Annotated in this window: 13 protein-coding genes; 4 read left to right on the top strand and 9 right to left on the bottom strand. The window is 55.5% G+C overall.

Going from position 1 to position 16,397, the window contains the following annotated elements:
• Window position 1: 1 nt before the first annotated feature.
• The 4 genes from A3850_RS13140 to A3850_RS13125 form a co-directional block, all read right to left on the bottom strand.
• A complete protein-coding gene (locus tag A3850_RS13140; RefSeq protein WP_068217192.1) occupies window positions 2–892 on the bottom strand; it encodes a hypothetical protein in 891 nt (296 codons plus the stop codon).
• Window positions 893–944: 52 nt separating this feature from the next.
• A complete protein-coding gene (gene dapB, locus A3850_RS13135; RefSeq protein ID WP_068217190.1) occupies window positions 945–1,709 on the bottom strand; it encodes a 4-hydroxy-tetrahydrodipicolinate reductase in 765 nt (254 codons plus the stop codon).
• Between the two features lie 39 nt (window positions 1,710–1,748).
• A complete protein-coding gene (locus A3850_RS13130; RefSeq protein ID WP_068217187.1) occupies window positions 1,749–3,359 on the bottom strand; it encodes a S26 family signal peptidase in 1,611 nt (536 codons plus the stop codon).
• Window positions 3,360–3,437: 78 nt separating this feature from the next.
• Entirely contained in the window at window positions 3,438–3,800 is a 363-nt protein-coding gene (locus A3850_RS13125; RefSeq protein ID WP_082921805.1) for a DUF1573 domain-containing protein, read from the bottom strand.
• A 142-nt stretch (window positions 3,801–3,942) separates the two neighbouring features.
• Between A3850_RS13125 and A3850_RS13120 the strand changes: the two genes are divergently transcribed.
• Window positions 3,943–4,323, top strand: a complete 381-nt coding sequence (locus tag A3850_RS13120) for a hypothetical protein (RefSeq protein ID WP_068217186.1) — start codon at window positions 3,943–3,945, stop codon at window positions 4,321–4,323.
• An 81-nt stretch (window positions 4,324–4,404) separates the two neighbouring features.
• Here the strand turns inward: A3850_RS13120 and A3850_RS13115 are convergent, their stop codons facing one another.
• Window positions 4,405–6,705 (bottom strand): PKD domain-containing protein, encoded by a 2,301-nt coding sequence (locus A3850_RS13115; RefSeq protein WP_068217180.1) that lies wholly within the window; start codon window positions 6,703–6,705, stop codon window positions 4,405–4,407.
• 281 nt (window positions 6,706–6,986) lie between these two features.
• Between A3850_RS13115 and A3850_RS13110 the strand changes: the two genes are divergently transcribed.
• Window positions 6,987–7,565 (top strand): Sua5/YciO/YrdC/YwlC family protein, encoded by a 579-nt coding sequence (locus A3850_RS13110; RefSeq protein WP_197494053.1) that lies wholly within the window; start codon window positions 6,987–6,989, stop codon window positions 7,563–7,565.
• Window positions 7,566–7,653: 88 nt separating this feature from the next.
• Here the strand turns inward: A3850_RS13110 and A3850_RS13105 are convergent, their stop codons facing one another.
• Window positions 7,654–8,463, bottom strand: a complete 810-nt coding sequence (locus A3850_RS13105) for a hypothetical protein (RefSeq protein ID WP_068217176.1) — start codon at window positions 8,461–8,463, stop codon at window positions 7,654–7,656.
• A gap of 136 nt (window positions 8,464–8,599) precedes the next feature.
• On the opposite strand from A3850_RS13105, the gene A3850_RS13100 reads away from it, so the two are divergent.
• The gene (locus A3850_RS13100) at window positions 8,600–9,958 is read left to right on the top strand and encodes a polysaccharide deacetylase family protein (RefSeq protein ID WP_068217174.1); all 1,359 of its coding nucleotides are present in this window, start codon (window positions 8,600–8,602) and stop codon (window positions 9,956–9,958) included.
• A gap of 6 nt (window positions 9,959–9,964) precedes the next feature.
• Here A3850_RS13100 and bshB1 read toward each other — a convergent pair whose 3' ends face one another.
• Window positions 9,965–10,696 (bottom strand): bacillithiol biosynthesis deacetylase BshB1, encoded by a 732-nt coding sequence (gene bshB1, locus A3850_RS13095; RefSeq protein WP_068217172.1) that lies wholly within the window; start codon window positions 10,694–10,696, stop codon window positions 9,965–9,967.
• 48 nt (window positions 10,697–10,744) lie between these two features.
• Window positions 10,745–12,145, bottom strand: a complete 1,401-nt coding sequence (locus A3850_RS13090) for an L-serine ammonia-lyase (RefSeq protein WP_068217171.1) — start codon at window positions 12,143–12,145, stop codon at window positions 10,745–10,747.
• A 114-nt stretch (window positions 12,146–12,259) separates the two neighbouring features.
• Between A3850_RS13090 and A3850_RS13085 the strand changes: the two genes are divergently transcribed.
• Window positions 12,260–13,816 (top strand): amidohydrolase family protein, encoded by a 1,557-nt coding sequence (locus A3850_RS13085; RefSeq protein ID WP_068217170.1) that lies wholly within the window; start codon window positions 12,260–12,262, stop codon window positions 13,814–13,816.
• Between the two features lie 90 nt (window positions 13,817–13,906).
• On the opposite strand, the gene A3850_RS13080 is transcribed toward A3850_RS13085, so the two are convergent.
• A complete protein-coding gene (locus A3850_RS13080; RefSeq protein ID WP_082921803.1) occupies window positions 13,907–16,300 on the bottom strand; it encodes a glycoside hydrolase family 3 N-terminal domain-containing protein in 2,394 nt (797 codons plus the stop codon).
• Window positions 16,301–16,397 lie beyond the last annotated feature (97 nt).

Below are 16,397 nucleotides of genomic sequence, written 5' to 3'. Positions count from 1 at the left end.
TCTACCGGCCCGTCGCGACGATGGCGATGCGGCCGAAGTTGTTAGTTGAAATTCGGGTAATGCCGCGGATACCGTAAAGGCGGAGGTCCGTTAACTCCACCCAGCGGGGGTTGCGTAACGGGTCAAAGCGGTAGAGCTTACTCCCCTGCCCCATGATGTAGGAGCCGTCGGGCAGGATGCTGAAGTCCTCCGAGCCGGGCCGCACCTCCGTTACCAGCGTTGCCGGATCGTTGAGGCGGTAGAGGCTTTTCTCCACGATACGCCAGGGCTGGCGAGATTTATCGACGTAAGCGAGGTTGCCGTTAGGCTGTCGAGCGAAAGAGCGGCCAATACGCTTAGCTAACTGAGTAGGTGCGCCATTATCCGTAGCGGCGAGCATTAGTTTACTGGGGTCTTCCACTTGAAAGAGCGCCAACTGCACGCTGTTTAGCCACTCGTAGTAGCCCGTGCCGGTGATTTGGCTGAAAACTGGTTTACCGTTCGTAGTCAGGTCCAGCGGAAATTCCCAAAGTCGCAGTACGGTATCCTGGCCGATCACTTCCTGGCGGACGGCAGAGAACTTGGTTCCGGTGCTCATCACTTTCGGGCTAAACTCGCCGGAAGCCGTCGCCGTGAGCCGCGTCTTTTTGCGGCGGGCCAGATCCATCTTGTAGATCTCGGGCTGATCATCTCCCGGCATGGCGACCGTCATCAGCAAATTGTTCCGGTCAATCCAGCCAGGCTGATTGTTGTAGCCCTTTGGGTTAAAACCCGATACGTACAACGGCTTCGAAAAAGTGATACTCGTATCCCGTACGGCCATGTCGAAAACGTACACTTGCGTATTGGGCAGTTGCGCGAAGAGCGAACCGGTCATCAGCAGGCAAAAGAGGCAGTATTGGAGGCGGTACATAGCGGGTGTTTTGCGGTGGCAAACATACAACGCAAGCCGGTCCAATTGTTCCCTAATGCTTCAGAAGGTCTTCCATCGTGAAGACACCTTTCTTATCCCGCAAAAAGTTAGCCGCCACCAGAGCACCTTTCGCAAAGCCTTCCCGGGAGTGTGCCGTGTGTTTCAACTCAATCGTATCCACGCCAGAGCTTAGCGTTAGCAAGTGCGTCCCTGGCACGCCCTCCTCACGAATACTGTGGATCGGTACCGCCTTTTCACCATTTGCGGGCGCTGCCGCAGGTGCAATGTTTTGTTGGGGGACTATAGACGTAACTCGGTCCAAGGACCAACTGCCGTAAGCAGGATTTCCGGCTGCAAAGGACTCCGCCAAGGTAATGGCCGTCCCACTCGGCGAATCCAACTTCTGTAAGTGGTGGATCTCCTCCACGCTGGCCGCGTAGCCTGGGTACTGACCGAGCAACTGCCCCAACTGTTTTGCCGCCGCAAAGAACACGTTCACTCCAACGCTGAAATTGGACGCCCAGAAAAGGGCACCCTCCGCAGCCACTACCTTCTCGCTAATGGCGGGTAACTGCGCTAACCAGCCAGTCGTCCCGACTACGATGGGGACGCCAGCAGCAAGTGCCAAATCGATGTTACCGGGAGCGGCTTCCGGACGGCTAAATTCAATGGCGACGTCAGCTTTAGCCAGGTCGGCCGCAGTGATGTCTCCTCGGTTGCTCTCGTCGACCCGCAGTACGATCTCGTCGCCGGCAGCTTGGGCCAGTCCCTCAATGACGCGGCCCATCTTGCCGTAGCCAAGTAGTGCGATCTTCATGGTCAATACTTCGATTGATGATAAACAGGGGAGCTCGTCCTAGAGGCCACCAATTTTGGAAGCGCTGCGTCCGATCCGGTTCCAGTTCACGCCATTCGCCAGGCTACCCTCTTTGATAGAGAACCATACGAAGAGCGGTTTACCGAGGATGTGATCTTCCGGCACGAATCCCCACACCCGACTGTCTTCGGAGTTGTGGCGATTATCTCCCATCATCCAGAAGTAATCCATCTTGAAGGTGTACTCGGTAATCTCCTGGCCGTCCAGGTAAAACTTCTTGCCCCGCTTTTCGAAGCTGGGGTTGTCCTCGTAGACGCGGATACACCTCCAGTAGAGTGCGTAGGTTTTCTCATCCAACTTGGTGGTCATACCCCGTTCCGGGATCAGAACCGGGCCGAAATTATCCCTCCCCTGCTGGCCCCAGTAGCGGGCGTCGTGGGGGTAGTACTGGACGCCTCCAGGTACTTCGGTGTACTCAAAGGTCATGCCCGGGTTCTGAGACTGAAGGGTCTCCTTCTGCTCGTTGGATAGGATCATCACCGCGCGTCCGTCACCGCGAGCCTGGAAATCATCCGGGCTGATCTTCATATCCCGCCACTTCTCCGGGAGTGTCGACGGCACGCCGTCTACCAAGTAGGAATACTGGACGTTCTCCGGGTCCTCGATCTTAGTACCGTTAACAAAAACGTCCCGTTCCCTGATTTCCAACGTTTCTCCCGGCAAACCTACGCAGCGCTTCACGTAATGGTCTCTTTTGTCGACGGGGCGGGTGATGAGGTCCAGGCGGCCACTCTCCACGGCCTGCGCCAATTGGGGGTTGCCACCGTGGCGAATGTCGTGGGGATAGATAGCGCGCCCGGGAATGAGGTACACACTATCACCGGCGGGTACGTTAAACACGACCGGGTCATACCGGTCAATGCTTTCAATCTTAGGCAAACGACGGTAGGGCAAGTCCGCTCCGTCAATGTAACTCTCCCCACCCACCAGTGGCGCGCGGTTGTGCGCCAGAGGGATCATCAACAAGGTTTGGGGCAACCGCAAACCGTAGTGGACCTTAGAGACAAACAGAAAGTCACCCACGTTCAGGTTACCCTCCATCGAAGGCGTAGGAATAATGTAGGATTCAATCAGCAGCAGACGGATCAGCGCGGCCGCGAAGATGGCGAAGACCGCCGCCTCGGCCCAGTCCTGATAGAATGGCTTTTCAAACTGCGGGTAACGCGCGTGGACCTTGTTGATCTCCCGCTTCTCCCCGGTCTTGGTGGCGGTCTTTAGTTCCGCCTGGTACTGGCGCTCCACTTCCAGGATAGGGCCATTATAAACGAAGGTTGGGCCGTCCTGTTTGGCTACCCAGCCGAAGTACCCCCAGGAGGCAATGACCGCCAGCACGTGCTCCCCGAAGGAGTAGCGGCCAAACGACCGAGCGAGATCTACCATCAGCCCCGCGAAGATGAAGATATTAAAATAAGGTATTAGCAACAGCAAGCTGTGCCACCCCTTGCGGCCAACGATTTCAGCCACGATCCACATATTGTAGCCGGGGATCAGGGCCAGCTTGGCGTCGCGGCCGGCCTTGGGAAATAGCAGGTACAATGCGGCGCTGAGGGCAATGTATCCGAAGAGTAAGACGAGGGTTAACCAGGTCATAGTTGTCTTGTTTTATAACGGCGGCGAAGGTAACACATTAGCCAGGTCCGCCCCACCGCTATCTACCACGGGGAGTGCTTATTCGACGAACCCCGAGAGTGAAAGGCGGTGCCCTCCCCGGTGGCCGACGAAGAAAACCTTGACGTTCTTCCGGAAATACCCGCGTTTCGTCGAGTCGTAGGTGACGTTGATCGATCCAAAGCTGTCCGGTGCTACCGGCCGCTCCTCCCAATCTGAGGAAGTGCATCCGCAGGAGGTTCGTACGTTTTCAATTAGCAAAGGCCCGTCCGTCAGGTTGCGGAATTGGTAGGTAATGGTATGGTCCTCTCCTCTGGGAATGGTTCCCAGCACTACGTCCTTATTGCCCACCCATTGCACCGGTAGGTCAGCTTGCTGGGACCAGGATATAACCGTTAATAAAAGAGCAAAGAGCATCTTCATAGTTAAAGTAGATGGATCAGAAGTGGCAACTGCCCTGAATAACGTAAGACGACGGACGCAATTTTGTTAAGAAAACACTATTCTCGCGTCGTGGTATGTACCAGACCTCGACATACCGGTTTACTTGACAAAACAAAGCCATATGAAAAAGTTCTTTTTTGCCCTCGCCCTCGTTTTTGCCGGTACTACCGCTGCCTTCAGCCAGGTCGTCGTCGACGGCGTTAACATCAACAATCTGGAGGAAGTCTTCATGGTCCGCATGATCGCCCAGGAGCGCTTCCTTTCCAATAAGGTGACGATCTTCGTCGATTACGGCCAATCCGTAGCCGGTGGTAGCCGCCAGCGCATGGAGGTTATCAACCCCCGCGACGGGAAACGGATGCGCTTCAACTCCGTGATGCACGCCGTCAACTTCCTCATTGCTAATGGATGGGTTTACGAAGAATCCATGGTCCTCCCGACCGAAGGCAACGCCAGTTCCACGGGGGGTAGCACGCAGTACCTATTTACTCGCGGGAAGTAACAACCCTTCGGTTCCACAATTGAAAAAGGCCGTAACGCAAAAGAATGCGTTACGGCCTTTCCTATGTCTTGTCGCGGATGGTCAGCGAATGAGCACTACCCCGCCCTTAAACCGCTGTTCCAAACCGAGGGGGTCAAGAAACTCTGCATCCCACAAATAGGCGCCACCGGGGCTATCAATTTCCCTGAATTGCCCGTTCCAACCTTGCTCCGGGTCGGAAGTGCTGAAGACCAACTCACCCCAACGGTTCCACACGCGGAATCGGTACTCAGTGATTTCGTTGAGCTCTCCCTTTGGGAAGAAGATATCGTTTAGGCCATCACCATTCGGCGTGAAAGCGTTCGGGACATAAAATGTGCTCGCTCCCGCCAATCGCAGAGACTTCACAATCGTATCGGTACATCCACTGGGGTGGCTCACTACCTGGGTGATAAAAATGGAACTGGTATCCCGCAGCGTGTAGGGAAAACTGGCGTTTGGCGTGGCGAAGAGTCGGTCTCCGTTCGCATTACTGACCCAGTACTTCTTACCCAGCGAGTTCTGGGAGGCATCGAATACTTGAAAGTCGGGTGCCAATCGCGTTGGTCGTTCCGGCGTCCAGAAAAAGTCCGCCATCGGGGATTGGCGTACGTCTACGAATTCCAGCAGTGTAGTATCTACCGAACAACCCAGGGGGCTGGTGATCTTTAGGTAAACATCATAAATACCCTCCGTATCGTACGCATAAGTTGGGCTGAGTTCATCACTGGTACCACCGTCGCCGAACCGCCACTCGAAGTCATACTCTTCCGAGATGGGGGAACTTAGGTTGGGGAATTTCTTCACCAACGGCAAGCAACCAAACGATCCGTCCGGCGGGACGATCACCGTTTTTGGAATTGGGAAGAAGGGTACGTCGATGTCAATCGAGTCCTTACACAGATTATTATCCGTCGCCACCAACCGGACGGGGTACGTCCCCGGGAAGGTAAATTGATGCGTGGCGTCCGTAGTCGTCACCAGTGCAGTGGAGTCACGAAAGTCCCATGAATAGCCGGTAATGAAGTTATCCGACTCCGTAGTAGACTCATTCGTAAAGTTGATGGGCTGGTCTTCACAAGCGATGTCCTCAAACTCAAAGTCAGGCTCGATTCCGGGGAAGACACCCAACAGGAATTCGGCGGTATCACGGCAGTTTGCCGCGAAACTGGTACGGTTGAGTATCATCATCCCAGTGTACTCTCCAACTTCTTCTATACTGTAGCTAAAATCGCGCCCTCGCCCCGTTATCCTTCCTTCCGGACCGTTGACGATCCAATCGTAACGATCTATGAAACGCTCATCCGTGCTTTCGTTGAAGATCGTGTTTTCACCGAGGCCACACTGTTGAATGTAGAATCTGCCCTGCGCGTCCAACTCCGTTTCTACCAGATCCGCGGTCACTGCGGTTCCGCATAGGGCTACGACCAGTTGGAACTCCCGCTTGGTCTCGCTCAGCAAAATAGGTGTTTCGTCACGCGACCATTCCTCAATGCAAACCGCCAGAGAATAGGTCCCCTGCCGCGCTGGCACCCCGGCGAGCAGCCCGGTTAATTCATCCAGGGAAAGTTCGCTGTTGCGCCCGAGTTGATTTTGCGTGTCAAAATTAAATCCGGCCCAGTTGGCAATTCCGTAGGGCGGTGCCGATTCTGGCCGCGGTGCCACTCCGTCAATAGCACCACCGTCCATGCCGGTCGGTCCGTTCACGTTACCACCACCGACTACCGGATCACACAATTTGTACGCCAGGCTGTCTCCCTGTTCGTCCGTTGCGCCAAGGTCCAATTGAAACTCAAAGCCTGCGCAGATTGCAATAGGTGGGTCGATGTTGAAGCGCGGGCTGGCGTTACAGCGCGTTTGCGCTTCCGGTGTAATTTCAATAAAATAAGTCGATCCAATGATCTCCGGTTGGCTCAAGTTTAAGATTGCTCCATTACGGCAACAGCGCTGGTAAGCCAGGGTGTAGCTCTCTGCGGATTCCGGCAGCTCCAGCGTGAATTCATAGACGGCAATCTGTTGATCTGCCGGCACGTTGGGGTCGGCGCAAGGATTACCCAAATTCACGTCTACCGGCCGAATTGGGCCAAGTTGAAGCACCTGTTCCCGTATAAAGATCGATCGGCCCCTGAATACCGTCATGTGGCCCCCGAGACTGACGCGATCATTTGGGCCCGTCCCGCGATTCAGCCCATCCGCGCCGTCAAAATCCGCCCCCGGCCCGATGTTGTCCCGGTACATATTAAGCCGAATATCGTACACCTTGATTCCACTGAGGGTATCGTTATTCAGGTAGCCCCGGCAGGCATAGCTGAATTCGCCACCCACAATGTGGCCGGCATTCAGTTGGTGGCTTCCACTGGCCATCAGCAACAGGAAAAAAGCTAGAATTGGATATAATCTACCGGGCACAATTAAAATTCTGATGAGGGTACAATCTGCCCCGCAAAATACAGTTTGATTTCTTGAACGCACCATTATAGCAGCCGAAGCGGCCCTAATTGTCGCTGAAACGTCCGCACGAAAACTTGCTTTTCCAGTGCTGGAGCCCCGGCGTAAGTCTTCCGCTCACTTCGCTTTGCTTTAGGCCCGAATCGGCCCGTCTTTCCCAACTGCACATGGCTCTGAGAACAAATTCAAACCCTTTAATGCAACACCCCTTTCCGGCATTCGGTGCGGGCACCCTGTCCGTGCTCGAACAGCAGGGCTTGGTCCTGCTACCCACCGCAAATCTTTGGCAACTCATCGCCCACGGTGGCAAACGGTCAGCCATCGAGAGGTTGTTGCAGGTCTGCCCACCCTCCCCCACCAATCGCCCGGAATTGATCTTTGCCGATACTGCATTGCTACGGGCCTGGTGCCCCGGCATCGACCCGGCGTTGGAAACTTTGCTGCATTACCACAAGCGACCACTTACCGTCTCGGTGCCTGCGGGCAAACGGGTGCCGGTAAGCTTGCTCGATGAGCGTGGGGAAGTCGCCGTCCGTCTGGCTTTCGACAGCGCTTGCTACCGGATTTGCGAAGATCTTGAATTCCCGCTTGTGGCCTGTCTGGCGGCGAGTTCCTCACAGGCGGGATTACCGACCCGTTTCGGAAAAATTCAGTCAGACGTACTGCAAGCCGCACAACACGTCGTCCGTCGTCGCCTCAACGAAGAGATTGGCCAGCAACCTGCGGTAACAGTCAGGATGAACGAGCGGTCAGAATTAGAATTTCTGCGGTCTTAAATATTAAGCAACCTGACGTTAGTTTGGCGCTGCCGCAGGTGCCAGGCAAGGGGTTGGAAGGGATGCTTCCACGAGCACAAGGATTGCCTTACCACCGCTTACCCATCGTAACTTTAACGTACAGGCTGAGGTACAGGGGGCTGTTCTTCACGCCGGGCGTCAGGTCACTTTCGATCAACAGATCCGTTTCCCCCAGGAAGAAGTCCGCCATCAGGCCGGCCTCCAGGTATTTGGGGACTTCATCGTAGGCACCAAAGCCAAAGTGGGCGGCGGCGCGGGCGTGGAGGCCGGGGCGTAACCCAATCTCCCCTAGCCCTTTCGTCCATTCGCTGGCGCCGAAGATGCGGCCCTGGTCATTTAGGAATTGAGCTGTATTCTCCCCGTCGTGGCGGATGTCGATAACGGTGAACGCGGCGTCCTGCAACTCATATTCGATGTAGTAGGGCTTCAACAAACCTAAACTGGGGCCGAATTCATAGGAGTAACCCATCGCTACTCCCTTGTCCTTGGCTTTTTCGCTGATGTATTTACGCGTACCGAACGCAAAGCGCAGGGCGTACAACTGGTTCTCTTTACCGTAGGTATAGGACCGGCTGATCCGGTTCGTCTGCGGGTTGAAGTCCTCCGGGTTAATTTTCCGCTCCCGGCTGTGGCGGATATTGCCTAGACCAAGGCTCCAATACTTCATCTTATCGAAGCTTACGATCTTCCCGCTCCGTACGCTGAACTCAATATTCCGGGGGCTAAGGATCGCTAGGCTGAAACCCAACTCCTTGTCGTATATGATCCCCCGCGTATTGGCGGAGTAGATGTTTTGGTTTCCCGGAAGGCGTTGCTGCGCCGTAGCCGTACCGATCACCAGGCAACTGAACAACAGAATCAGAAAAGAACGTATCATGATGGGAAGTTAAACGTAATTAAAGGTGTAGACAGCATTTTACGTTTATTTGTTGCGCAACGGCGTGAAGCCTGGCGGACAAGCATTTGGATTAGCTGCCCTCAAACCCGATATATCACGCCGCTTACATTTCTGCATGCCTCAGCCTACAATCATCCCCACGCTCGCTGCCGCCCGCCACCCGCGGCTTCGGTACGTACTGAAGGAGGTAAGCCGTGACCTCGGATACCAATTCCAACTCATTACGGATCAGGATAAATGGCTAGCCCATGAGTCCCCCTTCAAACTGCGGTATGGATTGGAAGAGCGACGAGACGTCGCATGCCCAGCGATTCCCACAAGTCCAATCCTGAAGGGGAAGGGTGTCTCTGAAGTGGAATTAGCCGTCGAATTTCGGCGAGATGGCTATCCAACATTCTTTAACTCCCCCGCCCAGCCTGAAGGGACATCGCAATTACCTTTCGATGCGCTCGCCTGCATCTTCTTTTGCCTGGGGCGCTACGAAGAATACTCTCCCTTCCAGCCGGATGACCACGGTCGTTTTCCCGCAACCCAGAGCCACGCCGCCGCGAACGATTACCTGCACCTCCCGGTAGTTCGGTACTGGTGCCGGCGGATAGCTGAACTACTGCAAGGTGCCTACCCCACCCTGCCGCCACCGAAAAGCCACCCCAATTACTTCCAACCTACCTACGATATCGACCTGCTCTGGGCCTACCACCACCGGGGTTGGAAAGGCCTTGCATCCGGAGTGCGTGATTCCGTCACCGGGAAGTGGGACCGGGCCCGACTTCGCTTCAGCGTATCTGAGTCCGAGGATTCCTATAACCTGCTTACTCGCCTTCTTGCTTTGCACCCGCGGCAGCGCCCGAATAAGCGCACCTTGCCGTACGTATTCTGGCTACTGGCAAATAATGATTTACGGCAGGACGTCAACCCGTACCCCATTCCCGATGAACAAGTGGAAGCGATACGGACGACGAGTGACGTGGCGCAACACGGCATACACCCCGGTTACGGCACGCTTGACAACCTCGAGCTTTTGCGCGAAGAGACTCAACGGTTGGGACAAATCACGGGTTGCGCCCCCCGCCACGGGCGGCAGCACTTTTTGCGGTTTCGCCTCCCGGATACTTACCGGAACCTGTTACTGGCCGGCATCGCTAACGACCACAGCATGGGTTACGCCGACCAACCGGGCTGGCGCGCCGGGACGAACCTCCCCTACAAATGGTACGACCTGGAACGGGAAGCAGCAACTGGGCTCACCATTCATCCTTTCGCCGCAATGGACGTGACGCTGAAGAACTACGAAAATATCGGCCCCGCGGAAGCGCGCGACCAAATATTGGAACTACGTGCTGCCGTAGCCAAATACGGAGGACCGTTCACATTGCTGTGGCACAACAGTAGCTATGCCCCCGAACACGGCTGGGCGGGTTGGGGAGAGATGTACGAAGAATTGGTGCAGGGCCTGCATGACTTGGATGAGTAACGCCTACTACTTCAGGTCAAACAAATTGGTCACCCCCGGGTAACGGCTGACTTCGAAGCCTTCCGCGTGCTGAAAATTTGCCTCTCTGCCGAAGTGAAGGGCTTTGGATTCTACAAAATCCAAAAAGTCTTTACCGCTAATGGGCGTCTTCACTTCTTCAGCGTAGGGCCCGGCCTTGTGGTCGTCGAATTGGCTCTCGTAGCAGCGAATGACCTCCATCTTCTTATCCAGGTGCCCGGTGATGTCCACTACGAAATCTGGTTTACGATTTCGGTCCTGGATGTAGTGATAGACGTTGTCCGGGCGGAATTTATCCTGTGGTTTACCCGCATCGTCCAGGGTCTCGATTTTGATGAGGCCACTGTAGTAGCAAGCATCGGCGGTCAGTTTAGCCGCGCGCCCGTGGTCCGGGTGGCGGTCCGCCAAGGCATTGGTGAGTACAATACTTGGTGTACACCTACGAATCACCTGGATGATCTTAAGTAAGTTTTCCTGGCTATACTGCATGAAGCCGTCCGGCATATCCAAATTCTCGCGGAAGCTGGCCCCCATCTTGACGGCTGCTTCGTTGGCTTCGCGTGTACGGATGGCAGCACTTCCGCGGCTACCCAGCTCACCGCGGGTAAGATCCAGTAATCCAACGGAATAGCCAAGTTCAATGTGTTTCAGCAGCGTGCCGCTGGCGGAGAGTTCCACGTCGTCGGGGTGAACGCCAATGGCCAGAATATCTACGTGCATAATAAAGTAAAATCAGTGGTGAAGTAGGTCGCGCGTGGTGTCTGACGATCAACAGTCAGGCATGGCTACCGGGAGGTTAAATGCGAGGCCACCCTCACTTGTTTCTTTAAACTTAGAATTCATGGCCTTCGCCGTTTGCCACATGGTTTTGATGACCGTATCAATACTGACGACGGAGGTATTCGGATCACCAGCCAATGCCAGGTTAGCCGCGGTAATGGCCTTCATGGCGCCCATCGCATTGCGTTCAATACAGGGGATTTGGACCAAGCCACCGACGGGGTCACAGGTGAGCCCTAAATGATGCTCCATCGCTATTTCTGCTGCCATCAGCACCTGGGCGGGGGAGCCACCGAGCGCTTGCGTCAGACCCGCAGCAGCCATGCTGGAGGAAACCCCAATTTCTGCCTGGCAACCTCCCACGGCGGCGGATATCGTTGCCCCTTTTTTGAAAAGCGATCCAATTTCACCAGCCGTCAGCAGGAAATCTTCGATCCGGGGCTCGTCGTAATCCGTGCAGAAGAAGTAGTAGTACAGCAAAACCGCCGGCACCACCCCGGCTGCTCCGTTCGTAGGGCTGGTGACAATCCGGCCCATTGCCGCATTCTCTTCGTTAACGGCGAGGGCAAAGCAACTGATCCATTTGTTGACCGTATTAAAGTCCTGGTAGCTATTGCGGATCATCTTTTCCCAGTGGGCTATATCCGCAAACTTCCGACCATCAAGCAGATCGTCGTTCATTGCTTTGGCGCGGCGGACGACGTTCAAACCTCCCGGAAGGATTCCACTGGTGGTGCATCCCCGGTAAACGGCCTCTTTCATCGTACTGAATATCTCCTGGATCTTGCGATCGACGTTCGCAGGCGTGTCAATGCTTTCTTCGTTGGCCCGGACTATCTCGGCAATTGACCATCCGGTTCGCTGGTGGTGGCGCATCAAATCAATGCCCCTTGCGGTTGGGTAAGGGAACTTCTGCAGCTTTTGGCGAGGACCAGCATTTGCCCGCTCCACAAATCCACCACCCACGGAAGCGTAGCGGACGGAATGTACCAACTCACTTTGGCAGTAGACATTGAAAATCAGCGTATTCGGGTGAGCGTCGTGGGTCGCGTTCGTAAAGTGGATGTTCTGTTTCCGCTCAAAAACGATGGGTTTGCCGTTGACTTCCAGCGTCATGCAATCCGCCAACTCCCGCACATAGTCGGCGATCCGGGTTGTATCGACCGTCACCGGGTCGTGACCGAGGAGTCCCATGATAACGGCTACGTCCGTAGCGTGCCCCCGGCCGGTTTTGCTGAGGGAGCCAAATAGCTGGACGTCCAACCGGTCGATGGCAACGTCCGGCAGGGTACGTACGAAATCCAGCCCCGCCTTCCACGGGCCTATGGTGTGGGAGCTGGACGGCCCCACGCCAATTTTGAAAATGTCGAAAACGCTGATCGGTGGCACGGCAGACGAATTTTCCGCAAGGTAAGTCCAGTACCCATACCAAGGGGGCACACCTACTTTAATGAGGATCAATATGTCTCGTTCCGGCTTACTTTAGTGGCTCAAATTGATCCCATGCGTATTATTCCGGTCCTGTTTCTTGCTCTTTTCCTCTGCACCTGCGTCAGCGCCCAACAGATGCCCGAAGCACCGGATCGGGACGGAAGTTTTGGGGAAGGCCCCTTCCCACAACTCATTCTACGTGGCTTGACCTTGATCAACGGCAACGGCGCACCACCCATCGGTCCGGTAGATATCGTGGTGGAGGGCAACAAGATCGTATCGGCCCGGACCGTCGGTAACCCCGGCGTTCCCATCAATGTCAATCGCCGCCCGAAATTGAAAGACGGCGGCCGCGAAATTGATTGCACCGGTATGTACGCCCTCCCCGGTTTCGTAGATATGCACGGCCATACCGGCGGCCGCGCCCAGGGGGCGGAAGCGGATTACGTCTACAAATTGTGGCTCGGCCACGGCATCACCACGATCCGCGAACCCGGTAGTTTTAACGGGATTGACTGGGTACTTAAACACAAACGGCGCTCGGCTGCCAACGAAATAGTAGCGCCGCGAATCATCGCCTACACCGGTTTCGGGATGGGCCGCGAAGATCCCTTCACCGACGTAGAGCAGGTGAAAGAATGGATCCGCGAAAACCAACGGAAGGGCTCGGATGGTATCAAACTATTCGGGACGCGCCCGGATTTTATGCAAGCCGCGCTTGAAACAAACAAGGAACTTGGACTGGGCTCCGCCTGCCATCACGCCCAAATGGACGTCGGCCGCTGGAACGTCCTCAACTCCGCCCGCGCCGGCCTCACCTCCATGGAACACTGGTACGGGCTACCCGAAGCCCTTTTCACCGACCGGACTATCCAAGATTACCCCGTAGACTATAACTACCAGGATGAGCAGGACCGATTTGGCGAAGCCGGCCGCCTGTGGAAGCAGGCCGCCCCACCCTACTCCGACCACTGGAACGCCGTAATGGATGAACTACTGGAATTGGACTTCACCATCAACCCCACCTTCAATATTTACGATGCTAACCGCGACGTGATGCGAGCCCGCAACGCCGACTGGCACGATGAGTACACCATGCCCAGTCTTTGGAAGTTCTTCCAACCCAGCCGTACCGCCCACGGTAGCTACTGGCACCGTTGGGGCACCGAACAGGAGGTGGACTGGAAGGAAAATTACCGGCTGTGGATGACCTTCATCAACGAGTACAAAAACCGCGGCGGCCGCGTCACCGCCGGATCGGACTCGGGTTACATCTACCAGACCTACGGCTTTGGGTACATCCGGGAGCTGGAATTGCTACGGGAAGCCGGATTCCATCCGCTGGAGGTGATCCGTTCCGCCACGCTGTACGGCGCGGAAGCGATCGGGATGGAAGACGAGATTGGAACGATCGAAGCCGGCAAACTGGCGGATATCGTCATTGTTGGTGAGAACCCCCTTGCGGATTTAAAGGTCCTCTACGGCACCGGCGCCACCCGCCTCGCGGACGACGGTAGCGTGACCACCACTTCGGGCATTCTGTATACCGTCAAAGATGGGATCGTTTACGATGCAGTGAAACTACGGGAGGACGTAAAACGAATGGTACGGGAAGCCAAGCAACGCTAGGCAAAGAAGTGGCCCGTCGAAAGAATTCCGACGGGCCACTTTTCCTACCAGATAGCTCCAGTGACTGAGTTAATTATTGTCGATTAAGATTTACTTAGCCACGTAATTCAGCGTAGCTTTTTTGTCTCCTACCATCAGGGTAAACTCACCAGGCTCGGTGATGCGGTTGTGGTCAATATCGATGAAGCTTAGGTCATCAGCGTCGATGGTGAACGTCACACGTTGGCTGGCTCCCGGAGCTAACTCAAGCTTTTCGAAAGCGCGCAAGCGCCGCATATTGGGCGTGATGCTCGCGTATTCATCCTTAGAAAATAGCAGCACGGAGTGTTTACCGGCGCGGTCTCCCTCGTTAGTCACCGTCACGGAAACAGTGACGGAATTGCTTCCGGTCAGTTCGGGGCTAGAGAGTTGGAGGTCACCGTACGTGAAGGTGGAGTAGCTCAACCCATGGCCAAATCCGAACAGTGGGTTATGGCCATTCTTCACGATCTCCACCGTTTTGTGATCGTAGGCCACGATGGCGTTTGCGGCTCGTGGATAAGTCAGCGGGAGGCGGCCGCTAGGGTTGGTGTCTCCCGACAGGATATTGGCCAGCGCATCACCCGCCCTCGGGCCGGGATACGGCAGGTAGAGTACGGATTGGGCTTTGGCTGCTAGATCCGTCATAATTCTGGGGCGACCAGCGGCCATCACCAGCACGATCGGTTTGCCGAGCGCTACGAGTTGATCGTAGTAGTCCCGCTGGTCACTGGGTAGATCAAGGTTATCGATATTGCCCTCAATCTCCGTGTAGGAACTTTCTCCCAAACAGACGACGATTACGTCGGTTTTTTTCGCGAGTTCCAGGGCTTGGGCGATGTTCTGCTCCCGGCTAAAACTAACGCCCTCAGCGTATTGTACCCGGCCATCGAATTTGGTTTGAAGCGCTTCTTTGATGGTGTGGTAATCACCGAGGAACTTGTCGCCATTTTCTCCCTGCCAGCTGTAGGTCCACCCACCGTTGAGGCTGCGCATATTATCTGCCGTCGGTCCGGTTAAGAAGATGGTTTGGCCATTTTTTAAGGGTAGTTGCAGTCCATCATTCTTGAGCAGAACAATCGCTTCTTCGGCGGACTGCAGGGATAAAGCCGCGTGGTCTTCGCTTCCAAATTTTTCGAAGTCAGCCGGGTTCCAAACGTGCTGCTCGTACAGCCCCGCCTTCACCTTGAGGGCGATGATGCGCGCTACGGAGCGGTCGATGCGTGCCATGGGGATGCTTCCTTCTTCAACCAGTTCCTTCAGGAGTACGGGGAAGTCCGTGAAGGCGGCGGTCATGCTCATGTCCATTCCAGCGTCGACGGATAGTTTAACGGCGGCTTTCAGGTTTTCGGCGATCCGGTAACGGTAGTTCAGGAAGCGTACGTCCTCCCAGTCCGAAACGGCTAGGCCCTCGAAACCTAATTCTCCGCGCAGCACGTCGGTCAGTAACCAGCGATTAGCGTGGGTGGGTACGCCGTTGATCTCACCCGAGTTGATCATTACGGAGAGGGCTCCCTTGTCGATGGCATTGGCGTACTGCGGCAGGTAGTACTCGCGCAACTGCCGTTCCGGAATGTAGGCGGGGCTACGGTCGCGGCCCGAAAGTGGGCTTCCGTAGCCGGTGAAGTGTTTCAGGCAGGCGACTACCTTGTCGTCAGCGGTAACGTCATTACCCTGGTAGCCACGGAGCATGGCTTCCCCCATCGTCAGGTTCAGGTATACGTCTTCGCCGAAGCTTTCCCAGGTCCGGGGCCAGGCGGGGTTGCGGCCAACGTCCATCGCTGGGCTGAAGTTCCAGGGGATGCTGGCGGCCTTCAGTTGGTATGCCGTCATGGCGGCAAGTTCCTCCGTCAGCGATTTATTAAAGCTGGCGGCCACTCCGAGTGGCTGTGCGTACAGGGTAGCGCCATCGATGTAGTTGGCGCCGTGAATGGCATCCTGCCCAAATAGGACCGGCACGCCGGTTGTCGCCATCGCCTTATTCTGAATGAGCTGCATGTACTGGTACCACTGCTCCGGGCCCACCCAATTGTTACTGGGGTGGTTCAGGATCGAACCTACTTCCAGATCACCAAGGATTCTCTGCACCTTATCCATGTCGTACTCTGCGGGTGTCGTCAGTACGTAGGTATCTCCTTTGAATAGCAGGTCCATCGCCACCTGGGTCATTTGGCCAGCCTTCTGCTTAAGTGTAAGACGGGCTACTTCACTGGCGACGAATGCATTTTGCTCCGCACTCAAAAAGCTGAATGTCGGCACTCCGTGTTGCAATTCCCGGTACCGTTCTGAATCAAGCGCTGAGGCCCGCATACCGTTACCCACCGAAGCACTCATCACAGCAGCGGGCGCTGCCGCAGGTGCCGGGGAAGTAGGAACGGGCACCGAAGCCTCTTGTGTTACCTTGGTAGAATTACAAGCAACCACCAATAGAAGGGAGGCCGCAAAAAATAAGGGAAGACGATTCATCAGTGAAATTGCATGGTGACTAAAGCCATAAACATACCACGCAGCTACACAACCCCCAAAGGATAGAACGCAGGACGGGTCCGTTAAACCGCCTTTA

Origin of the sequence: Lewinella sp. 4G2, assembly GCF_001625015.1 — a bacterium.
Taxonomy (GTDB): Bacteria; Bacteroidota; Bacteroidia; order Chitinophagales; family Saprospiraceae; genus Neolewinella.
This window is presented reverse-complemented; position numbering and strand designations above follow the sequence as displayed.